A 23,032-nucleotide genomic window follows, 5' to 3' on the forward strand; every position below is an offset into this window, starting at 1 on the left:
TAGATCCGCAGTTCAGAGCCGGTCCACGGACAGGAGTCACAGCATTTTCAGACAAATGCACAATAATGACGGCATGCAGGAAATCGTCGATGAGATCGCCCGGTCGCTGGACGCGTCGGTCACGATCGAGGACCGCTCGTTCCAGCTCCTGGCGTACGGCGCCCAGAGCGGCGACATCGACGCCGTCCGCCAGGAGTCGATCCTGCGCAGGAGGGCCAGCGACGAGGTCCGGGCCCATTTCGAGGCGTACGGCATCGCGACCTCCACCGTCCCGGTCCGCATTCCCGGCATCCCCGGCCTGCGCGGGATGCTGGACCGCGTCTGCGTGCCGCTGCGGCACGGCGGCGTGACCTACGGCTACCTGTGGCTGCTCGACTCCGGCGCGCTGACCGACGCACGGCTCGCCTCCGTAGCGCCGCTGATCGAACGCGCCGCCACCGTCCTGGCCAGGGAGGCGCGCACCGGACGGGCCCGGCTGTGGGACTTCTTCTCCGCCGACCCCGCCACCCGGGCCGCGGCCTCGCTCCAGGTCACCGGCCCCGTCGTGGCGATAGCCGTACGAACCGTGCCGGACCGGGCGGCCGGTGCGCTGTGGCGGCTCCCGCGCGGCGTGCTCGCCGAGCCCGGCGACGGTCCCGATCCCCTCACCGCCGTCCTCGCGCCCGCGTCGCAGGCCCGCGCCGTCGCCGGCACCCTCCAGAGCGCGTACGGCACGGCCGCCGGCGTCGGGGGGACCCGCGAGGACCCCGGCGACGCGTGGGAGAGCTGGGGCGAGGCGGTGCTCGCGCTCCGGGTCGCCGAGCACGTGCGGGGGGTCGGGCCGGTCGCGGACTGGGCCGACCTCGGCGTCTACCGGTTCCTGGCCCGGCTGCCCAGGAGCGAGGTCGCCGAGCTGGCCGCCGAGTCGGCCCCGCTGGGCGACCTGGCGGGCACGGTCGAGGCCTATCTCGACCGGGCCGGCCAGGTCCAGGAGACGGCGGCCGCGCTCGGCGTTCACCGCCAGACGCTGTACTACCGGCTGGGCCGCGCCGGGCAGCTCACCGGTCTCGACCTCGCCGACGGCCGGGACCGGCTGCTGCTTCACCTGTCGCTGAAGGCGGCCGCCCTCATCGCGGAGCCCGGTAGACACGCACCCAGTCGACGTACATCGTGACCGTCGCCGGGGTGGCCGCGTTCCGGCAGAGGGCGCCGTCGCAGATCACGTCGTTCTGGAGGGCCAGGCCCATCGTCCGGTTCCTCGGCACCAGCGGGCCGGTGTAGTTCCAGACCATCTTGCCGTCCAGCCAGAACGTCAGCCGGTCGGGCAGCCAGTCCACGGCGGCCGTGTGCCACTGGGTGAAGTCGGCGCGCATCGATCCGGCCGCCCGCTGCCCGTTGTTGCCGTGGACGAAGACGCCGCTGAGCCGGCGGGGAATGTCGCCGACCTCCACGAAGTCGACCTCGGCGTAGTTGGACGGGGTCACGTCCTCCGGCATCAGCAGCGCCACCGCGGAGTAGCCCGCGCCCGCCTCCGTCCGCAGCCGCACCTCCCACCGGCCGTACTGCTGGAGCAGGGTGCTCGCCACGCCGCCGGACAGGTCCTTGCCGCCGTAGATGCCGCCGGTCATGCGCAACATCCCGCCGGAGACGCTCGTCGCCCGCGAGGTACGGGGGTTGGTCCGGGCGTTCGGCGAGTCGTAGACGCCCCACTTGCTCTCGTCGATCCGCGTCCCGTTGAAGTCCTCGACGAGGATCGGCGCGCCCCACTCGGGGCCGGTCGTCTGCCCTGCCAGGGCTCCGGTCCCAGCGCCGGTGACACCCGCGGCCCCGGCGCCCGCCGTACCCGTCGTGGTTCCCGCGCCGGTTCCCGCTCCAGCCCCGGCCCCCGTGACGCCTGTGGTGCCGGTTGTGCCTGTCGTGGCTCCTGTGCCGGTCGCGCTTGACCCTGCCCCTGCCGCGCCGGTGGCCGTTCCCGCCGACCCGGTGCCGGGAGCGGGATGGATCACGGAAGAGCTGTCCGACTGGCCCACCGGGAGCGGGGAGCCGGCCCGGGAAGCATCGGAACCGCCGGACTCATCGGAACGCCCCGAGACACCGGAACGCGCGCCCGTGGAGCCGTGGGAACCCGACCCGTACGTACCTGTGGCGGTGTTCGAGCCCGAGGCGTCGGACCCTCCGGCGCCACCGGGACCGCCGCGCCGGTAGCCGTTCCCATAGCCCTGCGCGTCGCCGTCCGCGTACTCGTTCCCGTAGGTGTCGCCGTAGCCGTGCGCGTACCAGTCGCCGTAGCCGCCCCGGTATCCGTCCGTGTACCCGTACGGGTAGCCGTCGTCCTGGCCGCGCAGCCGGTCGTCGGGGTGGCCGAGGGAGCCGTCCGGCCAGGCGCTGTCCGCGCTCGATCCGTACGGGAAGGTGTGGTCCGGATAGATCGTGACCCGGTCGTCCGGAAGCGTGAAGGAGCCGTCCCGGCCGACGCGGCCAGAAGGAGGCCGAAGCGCGGCCTCCCCGGGGGAGGACCCGGTGGAGGACGCAGCGGAGGACCCGGGGGAGGACCCGGTGGAGGGCTCCGGCGGCAGCACGTTGGCGTCGCTGCGTTCCCGCACCGGTCTCGGCCGGCGGTCCACGGTCGCGGCCCGTGGTCCCGATCGGGAGGACGCCGCATCGGAGGCCGCTCCTGCCGCTCCGGCGGCGGGTTCGCCCTCGCGGTGGCGGCCGGACGCGGAGGCGGCGGCCGGGGATGTGGGCACTTCGGTGGCGGATTCGCCGGCGGCGGTGAGGACCGACGCGGGTTCCGCGCTCGCGCACGCGGTGGCGGCGGCGATCACCATCGCCGCCGCCATGGCTAAGCCAGGTCCATGAAGTGACATGAACGCATCAAAGCACCGAACTCACGTCAATTACAGGAACATGCCGTTTGGGCATCCGAGCGGGCGGGAACGGAGTCGCGCGGCCTCGAAAGCCGATGGAGAACCCGGTAAGACCGCTTCCGCGGGTATCCGCCACCGGTTCTCCCTGGGCCGAGGGCCGGATGGCGTACGTCAGTCGGGAGGCCGGGCAGGCGGTGGCTCAGGCGCAGGTCCGCTCGTAGACGCGGAGCAGCTCCATGCTGATCCGCTCCAGGGAGTACCGCGAGCGGGCGCGGTCGGCCGCCGCGTACCCCATCGCCGTACGCAGGGTCATGTCCCCGAGCAGCTCGCGGATCCGGACCGCGGTCTCGGCCGGACGGCCGGGCCGGGTGAGGAAGCCGGTGACCCCGTCGACCACGGAGTCCAGGTGCGCGCCCACGGCGGACGCGACGACCGGGATGCCGCAGGCCATCGCCTCCAGGGCGGCGAGGCCGGTGGGCACGGTCGGGGCGAGGGAGAGCACCAGGTCGGCGCTGCGCATCAGCTTGGGCATGGCGGTGTGCGGGACCGGGCCGAGCAGGTCCACGCGGTCGCCGACCCCGTGGTTCCTGGCGATCGTCCGGAGCCGCTCGATGCTGAGGTCGTCGCCACCGGCGACCACGAGTTCGGTGTCGGGGATGGCGGCCAGCGCGGCGATCGCGGTCGCCGCGCCGCTCACGGCGATCTCGCCGGGGTCGCTGCCCAGGCCGACGTGGAGGAGACGCGGATGGTCGCCGCGCGGGAACGCCGGTCCCTGTCGGCGGAACCGCTCGACGTCGATCCCGCTCGGGACGACCGAGATGTTGCGGCGGGGCACGCCCATCCGGATCAGCTCGGACTCCTCGTCGGCGCAGGTGGCGATCACCGCGCGGGCGTGGCGGCCGATCGCGCACTCCAACCGCCGTACCGGCGTCTGGCCCTCGTGGAAGTGCCCGTGGAACGTCTGGGTGACCGGTACGCCGAGTCCCTCGGAGCCCGCGATGGCGGCCAGGCCTCCCGCCCAGGAGTGCGCGTGGATGATGTCCGGCCGCTCCTTGCTCCAGCGGCGCTTGAGCCCGGCGCTGAAGTCGGGAATGTAGGGCAGCAGGTCGCTCTCGGACAGCTCGACGTCGGGCCCCGCCGCCACCTGCTCGATGGCGACACCCTTGGACGGCTGGCCGGGGGCGGAACGGGTGTAAACCGTCACCCGGTGACCGCGAGCGAGCTCGCGGGCGATAGCGGGAGTGTCGGACGTCAGGGCCTGCGCGGAAACAATGGCGATATTCATGGCACACCTCAAGCTAGAGAGCTTGGAAAAAGGGTGTGCCTGCGTCTTAGGCACCGACTACTTCGCTGAGTTTACCGCGCTCCAACTCGCGCTAAACCCCCGAATCGGTGGAAATCCCACAGGGTCGGTCTTCGACGCGACTCACCCCTTCGCTCCCCGAGGGAGGCGGGCTTCCCCAGAAGGTGCGGGGGACACATGCGTCGCCGCTGGTCAGAAAGGGAGCGCGGGTGATCGGCTGCGCCCGCGCGGCGAAGTCGGCGACCGGGGGCATTCCGGGAGGCGCCGGAACGCCCAAAGGGAGCGGCGAGCCGGCGGACTGGGAGGCTCTGCGAGCGGCGCGGGTCATCGGGAGCGACGAAGGGTGAGCACGGTCATCTCGTCGAGGACGCGGTCGCCGGAGAACTCCCGGTGGTCCTCCTCGATCGCCTTCACGACGATGCCCGGCGGCTGGCCGGCGCACCGCGCCAGCACCTCGGTGAGCCGGACCTCGCCGTAGCTCTCGCCGCCCGGTCCGCGGGAGCCGACCAGGCCGTCGGAATACAGCAGGAGCGTCTCGCCCGCCGCCAGGGTCAGCTCCTCGGTCGCGGGGACCGCGCCCTCCTCGAACCCGAGCGGGACGCCGCCCCCCTCTGCGAAGCGGACGCCGCCGTCCGGGAGGAGCAGGGCCGCCGGGTGGTGCCCCGCCGAGGCGAGCCGTACCCGGCGGCCGCGTACGAAACCCACCGCCGCCATCACGAACAAGCCGGTGTTCTGAACGACGAGCGCGTCGTTGACCTTGCGCAGCGCCTCGCCGGGGTCGTCCTCGCGCACGCTGACCACGCGCAGCCCGCCGCGCACCATCGCGGTGACCGACGCGGCCTCCTCGCCCCGCCCGGCCGCGCCGCCGATGACGAACCCCCAGCCGTCCCTGACCGGGAACACGTCGTAGAACTCGCCGCCGATCGCGCGCGGCCCGGAGCCCGGATGGTAGACCGCCGCCGTCTCGAATCCCGGGATGTCCGGCAGCGTACGGGGGAGCACCCCCGTCTGGAGCGTCTCGGCCGCCTCCGACCTGCGCTGGAAGCCGCGCTGCGCCCGCATCGCCAGGCCGAGCTGTGCCCCCGCCTCCTCCAGCATGCCGAGGTCGGCGAGCCCGAACGGCACGCGGTCGCGGAGCCGTACCAGCGTGAGGACGCCGAGGACCTCCCGGCCGGTCCCGATCGGCACGGCGAGCAGCGACCCCGCGCGCATCTCGTCGAGGACGCCGGGCCCGAGGAGCCCGTCGTCGGCCAGCATCTCGTGCACCGTCCCGCTGCCGGTCTCCAGGACCTGGCCCACGACCGGCGCGCCCGCCGGGTCGAGCGCCTCGACCGCCCGCTGCAGGCGGGTGACCGGCTCGCTGGCCGGTGGGACCACGGCCGCGCGGTGCAGGGAGCCGTCGCGGAAGACGTCGGCGATCACCCAGTCCGCGGTCTCGGCGCCGAGCAGCCGCGCCGCGCGGATGAGGGCGACCGGCTCGCGCAGGCTCTCCTCGTCCAGGAGCAGCCGGGTGAGCCGGGCGAGCAGGTCGTGACGCCGTGCGGCGGCCATGGTGGCCGAGTCGTCGGGGACCCGCTCGTCCGGGCCGGACGCCTCCGGGAGCCGCACGTCGGTCGGCAGCGCGACCGCCGCGACCATCTCCCGTGGGTCGCCCGGCATCCGCAGCCTGCTGAGCACGAGCCGCACCGTGTGCGTGCGGCCCTGGTGAGCCAGCCGGGTCTCGAAGGTGGCGCTCTCCTCGCCGTGCAGTACGGCGGTCAGGTGGGAGCGGAAGGCGGCGCGGCTGGAGACGTCGACCAGCAGCGGGAACGGCCGCCCGAGCAGGTAGCCGGCCGGGCTGCCGAGCAGGCGCGCGGTCTCGTTGTTGATCCGCCGCACCACGCCGCCGGTGTCCATGACGATCACCGGGACGGGAAGCGCGCGGAAGGTCTGGCGCAGCAGCTTGTGCTCGCGCTGGTTGCCGCCCTCCCTGCGCCTGCGGCTCCTCCCGAGTTCCGCGAGCGCCGACCGGAGCAACTCCTCCGCCGCCTCCAACTCGTCGAGCGCCGGACCCGGCGCGGACGTCTCGCGGAGCGCCGCGATGCGGGCGGCCATGCCACTCAGCTCGCGCTCCAGCTCGGGTAGGTTGGTCAACATTCGCCCCCTCTCCTGTTTCGACGGTACGTCACCGGGCTCCGCCGATCGACGGGGTCCGTATGAAGGTAGAAAGTAGGGGAATGACGGTTCCTGTCATGGAGACGACTCCGAGTCTCGCCCGCGATCTCGCCGCTCTGGGCAGGGTGACCGAGGGTGTTTCGTACGAGAGCGTGCTGCGCGGCGTCACCGAGGCCGTGGCGCGCGGCGTCCCCGGATGCGCGGCGGGCACCGCCGAGCTGTGGCAGGAGGGGAGGGTCCTGCTCGCCGCCTCCCACAGCGAGGTGATCGCCCTGACCGACAGGGAACGCGAGCTGCGCGAGGGCCCGTCGAGGGAGGCGCTCGCCACCGGAAGGCCGGTGCTGATCGCCGACGCGATGCGCGACCCGCGCTGGCCCCGCTACGCCGCCACCGCCGTACGGCACGGCGTGCGCTCGGTGCTGGCGCTGCCGATCGAGGTGGACCGCGCGGTGGTCGTCATCTGCCTGTACGCGGTGCGGCCGGGCGCCTTCGCCGGAGGCGGGTCCCTGATGACCATGCTCGCCGAGCAGGTAACCGTGGTGCTGTCCAACATCTGGGAGTACGACGACGTGGTGACGGGGGCCGCCCAGATGCAGGAGGCCCTGGCCGGCCGTTCGATCATCGACCAGGCCAAGGGCATCATCATGTCGGCGAGCGGCTGCTCGGCGGAGGCCGCGTTCGACGAGCTGAGGCGCGTGTCCCAGCACCATCAGGTCAAGGTCGCCGACCTGGCCAAGCTGCTCGTCACCGAGCACCAGAACAAACACCGGGACGGGCGCGCGGAGTGAGCTATCCGCGCTGCTCCCTGGCCGCCGTGAAGGCGGCCAGCGCCTCGTCCAGCGTGTCGTAGATCGGCAGCCGCTGGGAGAGGCCGGTGACCCACATGACCTTGGAGCTGGGGTACTGCACGCTGACGAGGGCGAAGTCGCCGCCGGCCGCGGTCGCGCGCTGCCAGTGGTGGACGATGAGCCCGAGCGCCCGCGAATCCATGAACGTGACCCCCGCCATGTCGAGGACCATGCTCGGGCCCTGATCGTCGGCGACGGAGTCGAGATAGCCGGAGAACTCCTCCCGCGTCGTGGCGTCGAGCATCCCGGTGACATGGACCGCGACGACGCCGCCCACGGGCGTGGCATGCACCGTGGAGTGCAGGGACAGCGCCCCAGGCTTTGGCACCTCACGCCTCCTAGACGGACGGAGGCCTCGCCGTGCGAGGCCTGTCCGGCAACTTTACTGGCGCTCAGGGGGTGGTGATACTTCCAACTTTGAGGGAATATCGGAGGAGAGGTCCAGCAGAGGGCCATGTCTCGATGTTGTAGCGAGGCGCGCCGTCTGCATGGGCTGGTCCCGGCTCGGCGTCGCTCGCGATGCGAGTACGAGGAGATTTCCAAGATGGCTGCCGAGGTTCGAGTAGCGACCATCCCCCAGCAGGCCGGAGCGGCGAGCGGACGCAAGGCGTCGCCGTCGTCGCGGGCGAAGCATGCCCGCCCCGCCGAGCGGACGCACGACCAGGACCGGCCGACCGCCGAGGAGTTGCTCGCCGAGCTCGCCCGCGAGGACCTGCCGCCGGAGCGGCGCGAACGCCTGCGCGAGATGGTCGTGGAGATGCACCTGCCCATGGCACGGGACGTCGCGCGCAGATATCTGCACCGCGGCGAGCCGCTGGAGGACCTGCTCCAGGCGGCCTACGTGGGGCTGATGAAAGCGATCAACGGGTACGACGCCAGCCTCGGGCACGGCTTCCGCGGCTACGCCATGGTCACCATGACCGGAGAGGTGAAGCGGCACTTCCGCGACCGGACCTGGGCGGTCCGGGTGCCCCGGCTCTACCAGGAGCGCCGCTCCGAGCTGAACCGGTTGGTCGCGGACATGACCCAGGAGCTCGGCCGGTTCCCGACGGTCGCCGAGCTGGCCAAGAAGATGCGCATCTCCGAGGAGGACATGCTCCTCACGATGGACGCCTCCGCGGCGTACAGCACGCTGTCCTTGGACGCGCCCCTGGGCGCGGACGACGACGCGGCCGCGTTGGGGGACGTGCTTCCGGAGGAGGACGACGCGCTGGCCACCCTGGTGGACAGGGAGGCCGTCAAGCCGCTGATCGACGAGCTGCCCGAGCGGGAGAAGAACATCCTGCTGCTCAGGTTCTACGGCAACCTGACGCAGGCGGAGATCGCGGCGGAATTCCACATATCCCAGATGCACGTCTCGCGGATCCTCCGGAAAGTTCTCGACCAGCTCCGGTCGGAACTCGTCGCGGGATGATCCCGCGGCCCCGCCCCGGGGACGGCGGCGTGGGGGCGCCGCCATCCCGGGGTATGTTCGAGTTCCCGTGTCGTGCGGCTGACGGTGCAGATTTGGCCTGTGGGAGGCGTTACCCCGTGAGTGAGGATGACGTCCCACCGTCCGCGCCCGACACGGCCAAGGAGCTCACGTTCTCCCTCGACGACCTGCCCGAGGTGCGGGAGTTCGCCGCCGTACAGGCACGCAGCCAGGGGATGCGGGAGGACGCCGTCGGGGACTTCGTCGTCGCGCTGAACGAGGTGGCGACGAACGCGGTGACCCATGGCGCCCCCGAGGCCCGGCTGCGCCTGTGGGACGACCGTGACGGCCTGGTCGTGGACGTCCACGACGAGGGCAAGGACTGGCATCCCGAGGGCCCGCCCGGACGGGTCGCCCCGCCCGAGAACGCCATCAGCGGCATGGGGCTGTGGGTGGCGCGGAAGCTCAGCACCGACATCTATGTCGAAACGGGGAGCAACGGGACTACCGTCACGATGCGTTTCAGCGTCTGACAGGGGTAGTAGCCCCGCATGACTGTTCCCCGCATACTCGTGGTCGGCGGTGGCTACGTCGGCATGTACGCGGCGCTGCGGCTGCAGCGCAAACTCCGCCGCGCCGAGGCGCGCATCACGGTCGTCAACTACGACTCCTACATGACGTATCAGCCGTTCCTGCCCGAGGCCGCGGCCGGGAGCATCGAGCCCAGGCACGTCGTCGTGCCGCTGCGCCGGGTGCTCTCGCGGTGCGAGATCCTCAACGGCACGATCCTGCGGGTCAGCCTCGCCGAGAAGATCGCGGAGTTCCGCCCGCACGAGGGGCGGGAACGGGTCCTCGGCTTCGACTACCTGGTGTTCTCTCCCGGGTCGATCTCGCGGGTGCTGCCGATCCCCGGCCTCGCCGAGCGGGGGATCGGGTTCAAGACCGTGGAGGAGGCCATCCACCTGCGCAACCACGTCCTCGGCAAGCTCGACGTCGCCGCGTCCAGCTCGGACGAGCGGCTCCGCCGGCGGGCGCTCACGTTCGTCTTCGTCGGCGCCGGATTCGCGGGCATCGAGGCGCTCGGCGAGCTGGAGGACATGGTCAGCGACGCCGTGAAGTACTTCCACGGCCTGCGCAGACAGGACATGCGCTGGTTCCTCATCGAGGCGACCGACCGCATCCTGCCCGAGGTGGGGCTCGACATGGGCCGCTGGACCGCGGAGCAGCTCCGCAGGCGCGGCATCGACGTGCGGCTGCGCACCCGGCTGCTGTCGGCCGAGAACGGGCACATCGTCCTGGACGACGGCGAGGAGTTCGACGCCGAGACGCTGGTGTGGACCGCCGGAGTCAAGCCGCACCCGCTGGTCAGATCCGGCGATCTGCCGCTCGACTCCCGGGACCGGGTCCTCGCCAACGAGTTCCTGCAGATCCAGGGCGCCCGGTTCGCGTTCACCGGTGGCGACACCGCCGCCGTCCCGGACCTCACCCGCCCCGGCGAGTTCTGCCCGCCCAACGCCCAGCACGCCGTACGGCAGGCCCGGCGGATGGCGGACAACATCCTCGCCACGATCAGGAGCCGGCCCTGCAAGCCGTACCGGCACAGGAACGCGGGCGCGGTGGCGGCGCTGGGGCTGCGCAAGGGCGTCGCGCAGATCTACGGCCGGGAGCTGCGCGGGATCGTCGCGTGGCTGATGCATCGCTCGTACCATCTGTCCCGGATGCCGACCTTCAACCGGAAGAGCCGCATCCTGGCGGACTGGACGCTCGCCCTGTTCTTCCGCAGGGAGATCGTGTCGCTCGGCGCTCTGCAGCGGCCGCGCGAGGAGTTCGAGCTCGCCGCCCGGACCACCCCGCGCAAGCCCGCCCGCGAGCCCGTCACCCCCTGACCGCGCTGGGCCCCGGTCCTCGGCGTGGCGCGATGGGCCGTTCTGGAAGCCGCGGTACGCGCGGCACCCCGGCAAGGGGCTGGGCCGTGCGCCCTCGCCGGCGTCCGTGGCCCGCCGGCCGCGCCCGCCCGCTGGCAGCGCCCGCCCGCCGGCGGACCCGCCTGGGAAGCCCCGGGCTGGGCAGTCAGAGCCTGAAGCCGGTGAGGGGCGGCTGGAACGGGGCGCTGCCGTGCCCGTCAACGCGTTGACCTCGGGGCCTGGCGCGTGAAGCGCGACCCTCAGCGCGAGGCCCATGAAGTGCGGACCTCAGCGTGGAGAGTCGCCCGCCGGCACTGTCGGAATCCCCACATCGGCAGGAGGAGCCCGGCTCCCGACCTGGGACGCCCCGGGCTGGGAGCGGCAGGTCCATGGCCTGGGACGTCCCGGCCTGGGAGGTCCAGCTTGAGAGCGAGAGGTCCCCGGTCTGGGAGGCCCCGGGCTGGGGGAGGGCCGGGGCACTCGTTGGGCGTCGTCACTCGTTCGGCGGCGCGGCGCAGATGTCGGACAGTGCCGAGGTGGGGTCCCACTCCACGGCCAGATCGCCGAGGGAGACGATGCCGATCGGGTGTCCCTTCTCCACCACCGGGACCCGCCGGATCGCCTTCTCGCGCATCAGCCGTACCACGTCGTCGGCGTCCTGATCCGGGTCCACGGTGACGACGTGCGTCGAGCACAGCGCGCCGATCGGGGTCACGCTGATGTCCCGCGTCTCGGCGACCGCCCGCACCACGATGTCGCGGTCGGTGACCACGCCGCGCAGCCGGTCACCCCTGGTCACGAGGACGTCGCCGATCGCTTGGTCGCGCATCAGCTTGGCGGCCCGAACCACAGGGGTGTCCTCGGGAAGCACCACCGGATCGGGAGTCATGACGTCGCGCGCCTTCTGCTTCTCGTGCATCAGGATCCGCCCCCTTCACTTCTTTACGTCCTTGTCCGGGTTTGTAAGTGTTTCGGGGGATTGCAGGACACTGAGCGTCGTGAGGATGAGGACCTGAGGGGCCGGTGGCCGGCGACCTCACGGGAGCGGGATCCGCAGACGGACGATCGGAACGGACCGGGCTTGACGTCCGTCCCGATCGGGGGTGGACCGGCGGGCCACCTGATCTGCTGAGGTCGATCTCGCCGGGAGCAGCATCCTCGACAGGCCCACATCCGGGCCTCGGGCTCGACGGATCGGGCAGAGGCGGACCGGCGGGGTGCGAGGAGGCCGGGAAGGTCCGGTCGCCCGATGACGGGCCAGCGGTCAGCGCCGCGCCCGGGATCGCCAGCTCCCGCGCCAGGCGCTCACCGTACCGACACCGGCCTGGTGCAGCGCCAGCAGGCACAGGCCGAGCGCGATGAGCGCGGTGGTGCCGATGCCGATGCCGGCCTTGAGGAGATCGAGGAGGAAGGCGATCCCGAAGACGATCGCGGCGACGACGGCTAACATGCGGGCCTCACTTTCCGGTCAACCGGGTGAGCAGCGTCCGGTACTCGCGGAGCGCGAGCCGCAGCTCCTCGGTGTCCTTGATGTCGGGGTTCTTCCAGTGATCGGTCAGGCGGCGGCGCCGCTCGGTGACGGCGGAGACGGCCTCCTCGACGAGGGCGTCCGCCTGCTCGACCGAGCCACGCGGGTCGTCGACGAAGGCGGCCTTGATGTCACGCCATCGCCGCTCCACGTCGATCCCGGCGAGCTCCGGTTCGCTCTCAGCGGTGGTGCGGCCGACGTCGCCCGGACGCTCGCCGCCGGTGGGGATCTCGCTCCGTCCGGCCTCAGGCCGTTCGAAGGCGTACGCGCCGCCGGAGCCGGAACGACCGGTGTCGGTCGCTCCGTGGGCGGGAGGCATCACGTTCTCGTGGCGTACCGGGCCGCGCGGCTCGAAGCCCTCCGGGGCCACCGAGGCCGTCCGGTCCTCGCTCTCGCCGGTCCGCCCGGCGTCCTGCGTGCCTTCCGCCTCTTCGGGGGAGTAGACGGGGCCGGGGCCCTCGAACCTGCTGTGCCGCTCGGACCCACCCTCGGACCCGGTGTCCTGCCAGACGGGCTCCTCTCCGGCGGTGGCCCGGCCGGCGCCGTACCTGGTGTCGTAGCGGTCCCTTTCCATCAGCGGTCAGCCTCCCTCGTGCTGGAACGTACGGCGCGATGGCCGTCGGATCGGGCGGGTACCTCGTCGAGCAGTTCCTGGAAGAGCGCGCGGTAGTGCACCATGGCCTGGCGCAGCTCCTCGGTGGTCGCGTCCTGCCTGGCCGCGCGCCTGCTGATTTCGTGCGCCCGGCGGTAGTGGTCGAGCGTCGAGGCGTGCTCGACCGAGAGGTCGCTGAGTCGCTGCTCGAAGTCCTCGGTGGGATAGCCACGATCGGTCATTACGGATGTGACCAAGGCGTCTGCCTCGGTCACCGCGAAGCCGGGCGCGTCGACGAAGCGCTCCTGCACCTCGCTCCACTTCCTCGCGTACGCGGTGCGCGACTCCTGGCTGAGGGGACGGACGTCGAGCCGTGAGTGCCGCAGCTCGCGAGCGTGTAGCTCCTGCTCGGCCTCCTTCCGGCTGTCCCGCTCCCGAACCGTACGGTCGTACTCCGGGCCGAAGCGCTCTTTCAGGCGGCGTCTGCGATTGAGGTTGGTCATGACGACGTAACCCACCGCCAGGATCACCACCACGATGGCAATGGCCACGACCAGCCATGCAACGGGGGTCATACAAGCCTCCAGAGATGAGTGCGTTGTCGCTTCGCACTGCCCTGGATATGGGGGTTCAAGCGCACGCGATGAAGGAGGGCGACGGCAAAGCGCGCGTAATGCCAGGTTTTACGGGTAGCCGGGACATCACCCGCAGAGGAGGGAAACCATGGGATTCGGAGCAAGCCTCGCGTTCATCGCAGTCGGCGCGGTCCTCGCCTTCGCTGTCACGTGGGACGTCCCCGGCATCGACCTACATGTCATCGGCTGGATCCTCATCGGCGTCGGCGCCGTTGGAGCGCTGCTGACCGGTCTCTACACGCGACGTCCGCGCACCGAGGAGACGGTCGAGGTGGTCGAACCCGACACCGTGTACACCGCCGAGCCGACCGTCGAGCCTCACATCCACGTCCACGACGAGGACCACCACCTGCGCCGGGGTCGCGATTGACGTACAGGGCTCCGCTGCCGTCAGGAACGCGGACGCCGGAGAGCGGTGAGAGCGGCCACCGAGTGCGGCGGCTCACCGCGCCAGCGTGCGGCCTCCGGCGCGTCTCCCCGGAAGTCGTCGCCGGCGGCCGCAGCGCTCGGCCGCGCGGGGTGTGTCCAGCCGGGAGATGTCGCCGAGGCAGGCCATCGCGATCGGCCCGTCCCGCGCCGGCGGCGCGCAGGAGCCCGCCGTGATGGTCGTGGTCGTGGGACGGAGCCGAGTTCCCCGTGGCGCGGGCGTCGCCACGCTCGGTCGCCCGGCGCGGCCACGTCTTGATCTCGGCGTGGGGCGTGGGTCTCGTCACGGTAGCCCGTGGACTCCGCCTTCAGGTGCGCGGCCAGGGCATCGCGCCGGCGTCCCTCCGCGGCTCCTTCACCGCCCGGCCACAGTCGCCGCTGTAGACCCGGCCGGGTTCTTCGCGTGTGCCGTACGGCACGGAGACCGAACGGGGAGGGCCTGGGAAGCGCTGGGCGCGGTTCGATGGCCTTGTCGTGTCACTCCGAGGCATCACTGCCGTGGTTACTCGCGGGCGTCTCTGCCGTGTTACTCGGAGGCGTCGATGGCCGCCAGCGCCTCGGCCAGAACGCCGGCGACATGGGACTCCGCCGAAGCCGGGACCTCGTGAAACCCGCGCTCGGGATCGTAGGCGATGTCGAGGTCGTTCTCGATGAGACGGTTGGCCCAGCGCAGCGCCGTGTTGAGCTTCTCCTTCGGGATCGTACGGCCCTGTGCCACGGCGGACAGATTGCGGAGATTGGTGGCAGGGCCCGACTGGTTGTGCTCGCGGCGCAGCTTCCAGGGAAGGGCCCGGCTGTGGTCGGTCATCCGCTTGGAAAGACCGGCCGCTCTCTTGGCCTGGAGGATGCCGGACTCCGTCACGCCGAACCGGGCGGCGAGGTCCGCGTTCGACCACCCGGCCGCGGTCAGCCGAGCCAGTTCCTCGTGATCTACCAGCGGTTTTCTTCCCATGATCGACAGCTTAGGCCCGGCGAGGGGCTACGTGTACGCACGTGGGCGGAATCTGCGCTAAGGTTGGTGTCGCTCGGGCAGCCGGGCAACGGGACGTAGCGCAGCTTGGTAGCGCACTTGACTGGGGGTCAAGGGGTCGCAGGTTCAAATCCTGTCGTCCCGACCGCGTTTTCGCAGGTCGGAGCCGTGATCACAAGAAATGTGATCACGGCTTTCTGTTTGTTCGTTGCTCGTTTGTTGCTCGGACGAGGCGTCAGTTGCTGACACCCTGGTGCCTGTCGTTGTCGCAGGCTGCCGCCTGTTTCAGGGGGCCACGGGCGTGTACGGCGGCGGTTGTTCAAATGGATTCCGGGGGCACGGGCCATCGTCGTCGTGATCTACATCGTAAAGGCGCCGAGGATGGGCCATGCGGCCGCCGAGACTGTGTGCAGTACGGGATCAGTAACGCGCCCGCACAGCCCGGTGGTAGCGCCGGGTTGTGCGATTGGGGAGTTACGCCCGCACGCAGGGCCGGAACGGGGCCTCGGCTTCGACCGCCTGGTGTCTTTCTCTCCCAGGTTGATCTCACGGGTGCCGGAGGCGAGCAGGCCGGCGGTGTGTGCAGGCACGGCAGTCGCCGCGAGGTCCCGCATTCGGGCGACGGAGGAAAGAGGAAAAGGGCGGATCATCGGCGCTCGCATTGGTGTGCCTGGGGTGGTTGTGGCGAGGTTGCTCGTTGCCCCTGAGTCTTATCCCGGGGTGTTGGGGTGGGCGGCCGCCCGTGGTTGTTACGCGAGCTGGGAGGGGTGCTGGTGATCGGCGTCTGCCGGAGCTGCTGCCGCGGCAAGCGGGTGCTTGCCTCGGGGCATCAGGCAAAGCGTGAGTAGGGCGGACAGGAGGGTGACTGTGCAAGCTGCATTGAGTGCCGCTGGAAGGCTGATCAGTTCGCTCATGCTGGGTCCAGCGAAAGCCCCGGCCATGCTTGCGGCGGCTTCGACGGTGACGAAGGCGGAGCTGACCCGGCCGAGGAGCCCTTTCGGTGTGGCTCGTTGCAGCCAGGTCTGGGTGGCGACCAGGACGGTGACTCCTGGTATCCCGAGAAGAACCGCGGCGGTCAGCGCGACAGGGAGTGACGCGGCGTTGAACATGAGAAAGAACGTGCCGGCGACGAGGGACTGGCTGAGGGCGATGATCGTTCTGGGGGTGTAGCGGTCGACGAGTCGTCGGCTGATGGGGGCTCCCAGGAGAAAGCCGAGGCCCAGCGCGGACAGGAGGTAGCCGACCTGGACGCTTCCACCCAGGCGGGTCACGCCGAAAGGGATGAGCAGAGCGGTGAGGGCTGCGTTCGCGAGCAGGTACGCGCTGTTCGTGGCCAGCAGTGCCCGTGTTGCTGCGGCTTGGCGAAGGTGGCGCAACCCTTGGACGAGGTCTGTGAGCACTTTGTGGGTGGGGCCGTGCGCGCGGGATCGTGTTGAGGTGCGGGCGATGGCGGTCGCGGACAGCAGGCTGGCGGCGATTGCGGCACTGATGACCGCGTTGATGCCGGAGGTGGCGAACAGCAGGCCGCCGATGGGTGGGGCACTCAGTCCGACCACCCCAGTGGTGAAGGCGCCGAGCGCGTTCGCGCTGCTGAGTAGTGGGCCGACGCCTACGACGGTGGGGGTGTGTGCTTGGGCGGCTGGGCGAAAGATCACCGCGGCCGTGCCTTGGCCGAGCGACGCGATGTAGATGAGCCAGATCGCCTCGGGCGTTTTGGGCAGGAGTACTACGGAGATCGCCGTTGCGTGCATGAGGTCGGTGGTGATCATGACGCGGCGACGGTCCCATCGATCGGCTATGACCCCGGCGAACGGCCCCAGGAGTAGGGCGGGCAGGTATCTGAAGGCCAGGCTGAGGCCTGTGGCGAGTGCTGAGCCGGTGACGGCATAGACGTGTGCGGGAACCGCGACGTCAAGCAGGCCGGTGCCGAGGGTGGCGATTGATCGCGCCGTCCAGAGCAGTCGAAAGTCGCGCACTCGTAAGGCCTGCAGCATGCTTCCCTCCTTGAATTATTCTTGCAAGATAGAAGCGCGGTCATCTTTATTCTGTCAAGATAGTCCTATGGATCACGTCGAACTTGGCCGGAGGTTGCGGAGCCGCCGCGCGGCCCTCGGCCGGACGGTCGCCTCGGTGGCCACGGAGGCCGGGTTGTCGGTGCCCTATGTGGCGAATTTGGAGAACGGCCGCGGTAACCCGACTGTCGCCGTACTCGACCGGCTCGCTGACGCGCTGGGGACCCGGTTGGTGATCGCCCTTGCCGATCCGACCGCAGAGCAGGCGATCGCGGCTCTGCCGCCGTCGTTGGTGCATTTCTCGCAGAGCCGCCGCTTTCGGCGCGAAGTCGGCCGCCTCGCCGCCGTGCTGGAGGAAGACCATCGAGCGGTCCACGCCATGCTCGTCGACGCGCTGGCGGCTGTTGGTGGTGTGCTGCGGCGAGACCTGCGGGAAGCCGATTGGCAGAGACTGCTGGATGCGGTGGTGCTGATCTTGGGCCATCCGTCAGAGTGACACCGCTCTGCTTCGGGCCCGTGCCGGGCGGCAGGGATCCTACGTGCCACCCGCCGAGTGCCACCCTGCAGAGGGAGACCGGAGAGCACCGCCGGCATCTCTACCTCAACGACGCCACGCTGTCCGCTCCGGGAGGTAGGGCCCTGGCTGCTTGGCAGTTGGAGGACGAGAGCTATATCTGCGCCCGCGGAAGGCGCCTGAGGGGATCGTCGACCTGCGGCAAGCCCGCATCGGCGTGCTTCGTGCCGCCCCTGAGACGTGGTCGCAGCGGCGGCAGGACGGCCTCGTCTACGACGCGTTGGACCCGATGCTGCCCGCCGCCCGGCGCCTTGCCTGGTTGAGTGCGGAGGGCGACGGGTACGTGCCGCAGCTGCATGAGCAGCTCGCCGCCGACTATCGACGGCTGGGGCAAGAGGCGGACGCGCGCACGGTCCTGTTGGCCAATCAGCGGCGACGGTGCGCGACGCTGCCGCTGTACGCCCGAGCCTGGGGCTGTTGCAGGACGTCACGGTCGGATATGGCTACCGCCCGGCTAAGGCGCAGGTCACGGCATGCATGTCCTGTCAGGACAGCCCGCCGACCAGCTTACGAACTATTTGCCAGTCTTTTTGCGGCTTGCTAGCGCGCCATCCTGCCGAACCCGGGCTTCGACGTAGGCCGTGCTGGTGGACTCGCTCCACTTCCAGATCGCTCCTGCGGCGTTGAGCTTGCGGGTCAGCTTGCCGATCAGCCGATCCTCCTCGGCTGTGCTGAGTCGCCCGCCTGTGATGAGCTGCGTGTACCGCACGGTGTCGACGATGGCGGACTTCACTCGCTCATGCGCAAGGTAGATGTCCAGATCCTCTTCCCAGCCCTGCGTATAGCGGGCAGGCATGTTCTTCACCCAGCCGTCGAGGACGGCCTGCCGCTCGTCGTCGTAGTAGCTCATCTTGTGAAAGTGGACGGCGAGCTCATAGACGGGATCGCCCCACAAGGCAAGCTCCCAGTCGAGGAACACGACATGCCCGTCACGGAAGATCATGTTCTTTCGATGGACGTCCGCGTGGACAAGTGCGAACGGACGCGGTGTGAGTTCTGACCAGCGTCCGAGGACCGGGGCCAGCGGGTCTTCGGGGATGTCGAGCGCGGTGAACAGCGAGTGATAGGGCTCGCGGAAGGTGTCGTAGACCTGTCCGGTCACATCGGACAGTCGCCTGGCGAAGGCGGGTGTATCGGCGTCGGCGGGCCATGACGGCGGCAGCTCCGGCAGCCGATCCAATGGAACCGTGGTGAGCTGGACGGACAATTCGACCACATCCCCCAGTACGGCAGGTGGCACCCGGCTGCCTCGCGGCGCGATGTTATCGAGGACCTCTCCGGCGATGAACTCGTGAACCTGGAACTGCGGTTCCTGCGACGCGTGCAGTAGCCGAGGGACGCGGGCGACCTGGGGAATCAGTGCGGCGAGGACGTCCTGCTCGGGCCAGATCCGAAGGTCCATGGTGTCGGCCCCGGCGATCGGGATGCGGACGATGACCGGTCCGCTCGGGGTGTCGACTCGGATGTTGTCGTTGTAGAAGCCGCTGGCGCCGTTTCTGGCCTGGACAGCCGTGTTGTAGAGGTCGAGCATCACGTGAGCAGCCCCCGCAGGTGATCGTTCATCCGTGCCTCCAACGCCTCCAGTGAGTCCAACGGCTCGATGTCGTTCCGGGCCTGCTGGGCAGCCGCGCTGATCGTCTCATCGGTGCGCTGGAGCATTCCGAGCAGATATTCGGCCACCATGAGCAGTGTCGGATAGACCTCGACAGTCACCAGCTCATCCACCGCCCACCGGAGCGAGGCCATCGCCTGATCGGCCTGGCCGAGGCGAACGTGGAGGCTGGCTCGGACGAGCTCCGCCCTGGCGCGACCGGACCGATAGCCGGCCTTCTCCAAGGCGCGGCAAGCGTGATCCAGAGATGTAGAGGCGTCGTTGAAGTGCCCGATGGCCAGCTGGGCCTGGCCGAGGGCGGTGAACGCCTTGCCGGCCTCGTGTAGAGCGCCGAGGTCGGTGTTGGCCTCGACAGCTTCGCGCGCGACCGCGATGGCTGAGACCGGATCCGTCCAGGCGAGCAGTTCGGCGAGGTTGGTCTTGACCAGGGCCGCCCCGATGACCGTTCCCGCTTGGCGGTAGCGCGCTTCCGCATCGCGGAGATGCCGCTCGGCCCTCTCGAAGTCGTAACTGAAGCGGGACGCCAGGTGCAGCAGCCGGGCGAGGTCACCCCGGAGGACGTGGGCATCCGCAGGACTGCTGGCGGTCACCTCGTCAGCCAAGAGGAACGCCCGGCGGAATCTGCCCTGGGCCATGTGGAGATCCGCACTCCACAGGCCTGCGGGGTGGCGCTCTGGTCCCTCGCGCCCCTCCCAGACGCTCGCGTAGATGTGCAACGCCTCGGCTGTCTGCCCGCCGATGCGCCGCCCGTGCCCTGCGGCGACGGCGAGACGCGCGCCCGCCCGGCTCATCAGGGACCACGATCGTTCCGGCGTCAACGCGTTGATCTTCTCGGCGTCCCCGAGCAGGACCGCCGCCTCGGAGGCCAGGCACCGCGCCGTCTGGTCTAGAGCCTCGTCGGGTTCGCCCTGCTCGAGGAAATCCCTTAGGTCGGCGACCAGACCGGATACTCCTTGCGACCCGCCCAGGGTGGCGATCCGGTCGGCGTAGTCCAGCAGCCGATCGCTGGACAGCACCCCGGCACCGAGGCCGTGATAAGCCGCTTCCCGGAGCGCCGTCGTTGGAGCATTGGTGCCGCGAGCCCGCTCGTTCCACAGGTCATGCAGCACCTTGTGGGCCTCCTGGCTGATCGCAGCCGACAGCCGCACCCGCAGAACACTGGTCATGAGCTGATGCAGCTGGAACCGCGATTCCGGCGCGGGATACACGAAGGAGTACGACGTCAGCCTCTCCCAGGCGATCTGCCCGGCGGGAAGATGGAAGGCCTGGGCCAGCCGGGTGAACAACTCGAAGTCGAAGGTACGCGCGACGCTCAGCAGCTCCAGGTAACGGCGCTCGTCCGGATCGACGTGCTGGAGGAAGCGCTGCATGATCTCGTCCTGGGAGACCACCTGCCGTCTACTTTCACTGTCGACGGCGAGATGCAGGTAGAACGGCACGCCGACGCTCGCCTTTGCGATCACCTGACGCGCCCGAGGGTCGGTGACGCCGCCGTCCGCCAGCAACTCCATCCGCGCATCCATCGGGAGCCCCTCCAACGGAAGCTGGCGGATGACTCGCCCCCATTCCGAGGCGTATTGAGGCCAGGGCAACGGCTCCCTGCTCGCGATGACAACGAGCCCGCGGTCGAGCTGAGCCACCAGATCGCGCAGCCACACATCCGAGGCGGCATGCCCAAGCGCGTCGAAGGCGTCGATGACGACAACGTACGGCCTGCCCTTGCGGCCGATACGCAAGTCCTCGGCGAACAGGTAGGTGACCGCGTCGACCAGATCGGCACCGGGCAGCTGGTCGAGCTGGCCGAGCGTCTCATCGGCTCGCAGGTGGCGCCGTCGCTTGTGGGCACCCGCTCCCCGGTCGAGCAGCTTGATCAGCCCTACCGCAGTGGCGAACACCGGGACGCCGGCGGCGGTGTCCAGCACTTCTGTGAGGACTTCGCTGGATTCGACGAAGGGAAGCTCCCGGCGGCTCAGCCCGAGATGCGGATGCAGCCGCTGCCACAGCACCGCGTAGGCGATGTCGTACCGGTCGAACCGGACGCCTTGGCGGCCGAACTGCATACGCAGCACGGCCAGGGCATCCTCTTGCTGGCGGTGCGCCGGAACCTGGAGATCCAGCGTGGCCACCATGCAGCTGCCCTGGGCTCGCTGCTCGAACTCCCGGAGCAGACGCGACTTGCCGATCCCCCCAACGCCGGTGACGTTCAGCACGCGCGGTCCGTCGCCGACCTTCCCGAGCTCTTCGTCGAAGATCGCTCGCTGGTCTTCGCGGTTGACGAAACGGCGATGCAGCGCCGCGACGCGACGGAATCGAGGCTCGAGAGCCATCCGACCTCTTCCTGTGAGCAGCGACCAGCTTGCGGCACACTCTCGGCTCGTGGTGCTGAGAGCGTGGTGGCACATACAGCTCCGCCGCACCATCCGGGGCGGCCGGCAGAAGGCGTAGAGGACCATCAAAGATCGGCACATCGCCCGAGGTCAACGAGATCGCGAATTAGGACACCCGAAAGAGGTTGGGGCAGGATCCATCACACGAACGACGCCTGGGTCAATCGGCTTACTTCAGCATTCGCGCCGCGCCGGTGAGTGAGTGTGTATGAAACCTGCTGACATCTCCCGATTGGCTGGCCTATGTCTGCTCGTCCCCTCGCTGCGAGTGGTCGGCTACCACGATGCCTTGTACGAGGCGACGGGGCTCGTAGCCAAGGCCGAGACGATCGCTCGGATGTTGCGCCGTCTTGAGCGGGTCGCCGGAGCAGCGGGGTCCGGTTCGTCTCATGAGAGCCGGACCGGACCCAGCGATCGACTGCTCAGTACGGCCAGGGGAAGCCGAGGCGGTCGGCGTACTCTCGCGAGCTGCCGACGACTCTGGCATAGGTTTTGGGGTCGGTGTGGCGGAGGCGGTCCGCCAGATGGGCGACCTGGGCGTCGAGGTCGGTGCCGTCGAGCGGGATGACCCATTCGAACTGGAGCCACGGATCGTCGGCATCCCACGATGACGGATGGCGCGGATGCCAGAAGCTCATGCTGACCGTGTCCTGCTCCTCGTTCCGCGCGGACACGCGACCGAGATCACACTGCCAGGCCGTGAGCGGTTCCGGCTGGTCACGTAGGCGCCGGTCGAGCTCGCGGGCCAGGCTGCGGGCGGGCCACTCCCATCCGTGGTCGCGTCCGGCCTGGGCGATCGTCGCGGCGTACCGCTCCGCGTGGAAGCGGAACGCCGGCAGCGTGACCGTTCCGTCGGGATCGCGCCAGTTGTGCCAGACGACGGTGTCGCCGTCGCGCGCGATGGTGACGTAGAGGGCTCCGCAGCAGCCCTCGGTGCAGTACGCCTCGGCCAGCCGTACCTCGTGAGGCCGGTCGGTGGCCTCCAGAGCGCCGAGCAGATCCTCCGGCTGGTACGGCAGGCCCTTGTGGAACGCTTCCGCGATCACTGGCCGGCCGTTCACCAGCAGCCGGGTCTCGACCGGACCAGACCGGACGGGATCGGGGACGGCGACACGGATGGCCAGCCGGTCGTGCACTGCCTCGCCCGGCGATGCCGGATCGGAGAGCGGCCTGGTGATGGCGCGGGTCGCCCAGCCTGCCCGCCAGCGGGTCACCTGATCGGCGGAACGCGCCGCTTCCGCCAGGACCGGTGGCCAGTGCGGGGAGGCGATCAGACGGTCCAGCCGGGTGAGTGTGGCGGCGGGTTCTCCGGTCGGCCAGGGGAGGAGGGCGGCGGGGCCGGAGCGCAGTTCCTCGGCGAGGGTGAGAAGCGCGGCGAGCAGGTCCAGCTCCGGCCTCGCTTCGGCGGCGTGTACCGCGAAGGCCGCGATCGCCCGGCAGACGTCGTGGTATTCGTCCGGGCGGGCCGGATAGCCGTCGGAGGAGCACAGTACCTGCAGAAGCCGGGCGGCGGTGAGGATGGTCTCGTTGTCGATGGCGGCGGCCTCCTCCAGGGCGTCCGCCAAGGAGACCGCTTCGGCGATCTGTACTGTATCGCTCCCTATCGGATCACGGCCGTCGGTGGCGTGGCGGAGCAGCCAGCCGATGGCGATCGGGTCGCCGATGCGGCACATCGCCGCTACGGCCCGGGTGCGGGTGAGGGGTGACGCCCGATCGGCCAGCCAGATCAGGTCGGCCGCCACTTGGGGGATCGTCTCCAGGACATTCACTGCCGTGGGGCCGAGGCAGGGCAGCAGGCCGAGGGTCCGGACGAGCTCGACGTCCTGCGGG

Annotated in this window: 20 protein-coding genes and 1 tRNA gene; 8 read left to right on the top strand and 13 right to left on the bottom strand. The window is 70.2% G+C overall.

Annotation, left to right across the window (positions count from 1 at the left end; all coding sequences use genetic code 11):
- The first annotated feature begins 73 nt into the window (after positions 1 to 73).
- Positions 74 to 1,153 (top strand): PucR family transcriptional regulator, encoded by a 1,080-nt coding sequence (locus tag AWQ68_RS30580; protein ID WP_245656229.1) that lies wholly within the window; start codon positions 74 to 76, stop codon positions 1,151 to 1,153.
- On the opposite strand, the gene AWQ68_RS45845 is transcribed toward AWQ68_RS30580, so the two are convergent.
- The 3 genes from AWQ68_RS45845 to AWQ68_RS30595 all read right to left on the bottom strand — a co-directional run bounded on the left by AWQ68_RS45845 (position 1,107) and on the right by AWQ68_RS30595 (position 6,285).
- Positions 1,107 to 2,819, bottom strand: a complete 1,713-nt coding sequence (locus AWQ68_RS45845; protein ID WP_066946932.1) for a glycoside hydrolase family 16 protein — start codon at positions 2,817 to 2,819, stop codon at positions 1,107 to 1,109. The two genes, AWQ68_RS30580 and AWQ68_RS45845, sit on opposite strands and share 47 nt — an antisense overlap.
- A gap of 226 nt (positions 2,820 to 3,045) precedes the next feature.
- Positions 3,046 to 4,131 (bottom strand): glycosyltransferase, encoded by a 1,086-nt coding sequence (locus tag AWQ68_RS30590; protein ID WP_066946934.1) that lies wholly within the window; start codon positions 4,129 to 4,131, stop codon positions 3,046 to 3,048.
- 342 nt (positions 4,132 to 4,473) lie between these two features.
- The gene (locus AWQ68_RS30595; RefSeq protein ID WP_157545939.1) at positions 4,474 to 6,285 is read right to left on the bottom strand and encodes a SpoIIE family protein phosphatase; all 1,812 of its coding nucleotides are present in this window, start codon (positions 6,283 to 6,285) and stop codon (positions 4,474 to 4,476) included.
- Between the two features lie 80 nt (positions 6,286 to 6,365).
- On the opposite strand from AWQ68_RS30595, the gene AWQ68_RS30600 reads away from it, so the two are divergent.
- The gene (locus AWQ68_RS30600) at positions 6,366 to 7,091 is read left to right on the top strand and encodes a GAF and ANTAR domain-containing protein (RefSeq protein WP_245656235.1); all 726 of its coding nucleotides are present in this window, start codon (positions 6,366 to 6,368) and stop codon (positions 7,089 to 7,091) included.
- A 1-nt stretch (position 7,092) separates the two neighbouring features.
- Here AWQ68_RS30600 and AWQ68_RS30605 read toward each other — a convergent pair whose 3' ends face one another.
- Positions 7,093 to 7,479 carry an STAS domain-containing protein gene (locus tag AWQ68_RS30605; RefSeq protein ID WP_066946939.1) on the bottom strand — a complete coding sequence of 129 codons (387 nt, stop codon included), beginning with the start codon at positions 7,477 to 7,479 and terminating at the stop codon, positions 7,093 to 7,095.
- A 216-nt stretch (positions 7,480 to 7,695) separates the two neighbouring features.
- On the opposite strand from AWQ68_RS30605, the gene AWQ68_RS30610 reads away from it, so the two are divergent.
- The 3 genes from AWQ68_RS30610 (at position 7,696) to AWQ68_RS30620 (ending at position 10,448) form a co-directional block, all read left to right on the top strand.
- The gene (locus AWQ68_RS30610; protein WP_084464573.1) at positions 7,696 to 8,565 is read left to right on the top strand and encodes a SigB/SigF/SigG family RNA polymerase sigma factor; all 870 of its coding nucleotides are present in this window, start codon (positions 7,696 to 7,698) and stop codon (positions 8,563 to 8,565) included.
- 116 nt (positions 8,566 to 8,681) lie between these two features.
- Positions 8,682 to 9,095 (top strand): ATP-binding protein, encoded by a 414-nt coding sequence (locus AWQ68_RS30615; RefSeq protein WP_245656236.1) that lies wholly within the window; start codon positions 8,682 to 8,684, stop codon positions 9,093 to 9,095.
- 18 nt (positions 9,096 to 9,113) lie between these two features.
- Positions 9,114 to 10,448 (top strand): NAD(P)/FAD-dependent oxidoreductase, encoded by a 1,335-nt coding sequence (locus AWQ68_RS30620; protein ID WP_066946944.1) that lies wholly within the window; start codon positions 9,114 to 9,116, stop codon positions 10,446 to 10,448.
- 511 nt (positions 10,449 to 10,959) lie between these two features.
- On the opposite strand, the gene AWQ68_RS30625 is transcribed toward AWQ68_RS30620, so the two are convergent.
- From AWQ68_RS30625 to AWQ68_RS30640, 4 genes are all read right to left on the bottom strand, one after another.
- The gene (locus AWQ68_RS30625; RefSeq protein ID WP_066946947.1) at positions 10,960 to 11,385 is read right to left on the bottom strand and encodes a CBS domain-containing protein; all 426 of its coding nucleotides are present in this window, start codon (positions 11,383 to 11,385) and stop codon (positions 10,960 to 10,962) included.
- Between the two features lie 345 nt (positions 11,386 to 11,730).
- Entirely contained in the window at positions 11,731 to 11,916 is a 186-nt protein-coding gene (locus AWQ68_RS30630; RefSeq protein ID WP_066946948.1) for a hypothetical protein, read from the bottom strand.
- 7 nt (positions 11,917 to 11,923) lie between these two features.
- Positions 11,924 to 12,568 carry a hypothetical protein gene (locus AWQ68_RS30635; protein ID WP_066946951.1) on the bottom strand — a complete coding sequence of 215 codons (645 nt, stop codon included), beginning with the start codon at positions 12,566 to 12,568 and terminating at the stop codon, positions 11,924 to 11,926.
- Positions 12,568 to 13,161: a hypothetical protein gene (locus AWQ68_RS30640; protein WP_066946954.1), complete on the bottom strand. Its 594-nt coding sequence runs from the start codon at positions 13,159 to 13,161 to the stop codon at positions 12,568 to 12,570. Before AWQ68_RS30640 ends, AWQ68_RS30635 begins: the two co-directional genes overlap by 1 nt.
- Before the next feature lie 148 nt (positions 13,162 to 13,309).
- On the opposite strand from AWQ68_RS30640, the gene AWQ68_RS30645 reads away from it, so the two are divergent.
- Positions 13,310 to 13,591, top strand: a complete 282-nt coding sequence (locus tag AWQ68_RS30645; protein WP_066946956.1) for a DUF6458 family protein — start codon at positions 13,310 to 13,312, stop codon at positions 13,589 to 13,591.
- A 582-nt stretch (positions 13,592 to 14,173) separates the two neighbouring features.
- Here AWQ68_RS30645 and AWQ68_RS30650 read toward each other — a convergent pair.
- Positions 14,174 to 14,599: a hypothetical protein gene (locus AWQ68_RS30650; protein ID WP_066946959.1), complete on the bottom strand. Its 426-nt coding sequence runs from the start codon at positions 14,597 to 14,599 to the stop codon at positions 14,174 to 14,176.
- 89 nt (positions 14,600 to 14,688) lie between these two features.
- On the opposite strand from AWQ68_RS30650, the gene AWQ68_RS30655 reads away from it, so the two are divergent.
- Positions 14,689 to 14,762: transfer RNA gene (locus tag AWQ68_RS30655), tRNA-Pro, on the top strand.
- Positions 14,763 to 15,366: 604 nt separating this feature from the next.
- Here AWQ68_RS30655 and AWQ68_RS30660 read toward each other — a convergent pair.
- On the bottom strand, positions 15,367 to 16,611 hold the full coding sequence (locus AWQ68_RS30660; RefSeq protein ID WP_066946961.1) for an MFS transporter: 1,245 nt from the start codon (positions 16,609 to 16,611) through the stop codon (positions 15,367 to 15,369).
- 67 nt (positions 16,612 to 16,678) lie between these two features.
- Between AWQ68_RS30660 and AWQ68_RS30665 the strand changes: the two genes are divergently transcribed.
- Complete coding sequence (locus AWQ68_RS30665) at positions 16,679 to 17,125, top strand: helix-turn-helix domain-containing protein (RefSeq protein ID WP_066946964.1); 447 nt, start codon at positions 16,679 to 16,681, stop codon at positions 17,123 to 17,125.
- A gap of 592 nt (positions 17,126 to 17,717) precedes the next feature.
- Here the strand turns inward: AWQ68_RS30665 and AWQ68_RS30670 are convergent.
- The 3 genes from AWQ68_RS30670 to AWQ68_RS43765 form a co-directional block, all read right to left on the bottom strand.
- Entirely contained in the window at positions 17,718 to 18,734 is a 1,017-nt protein-coding gene (locus AWQ68_RS30670) for a phosphotransferase family protein (RefSeq protein WP_066946967.1), read from the bottom strand.
- Positions 18,734 to 21,142, bottom strand: a complete 2,409-nt coding sequence (locus tag AWQ68_RS30675) for an AAA family ATPase (protein WP_066946968.1) — start codon at positions 21,140 to 21,142, stop codon at positions 18,734 to 18,736. Before AWQ68_RS30675 ends, AWQ68_RS30670 begins: the two co-directional genes overlap by 1 nt.
- 482 nt (positions 21,143 to 21,624) lie before the next feature.
- Positions 21,625 to 23,032 (bottom strand): hypothetical protein (locus AWQ68_RS43765; RefSeq protein WP_066946971.1); only part of this gene is annotated, 1,408 nt, incomplete at its 5' end.

The sequence above is a fragment of the Microtetraspora fusca genome (assembly GCF_001570365.1).
Classification (GTDB): domain Bacteria; phylum Actinomycetota; class Actinomycetes; order Streptosporangiales; family Streptosporangiaceae; genus Microtetraspora; species Microtetraspora fusca.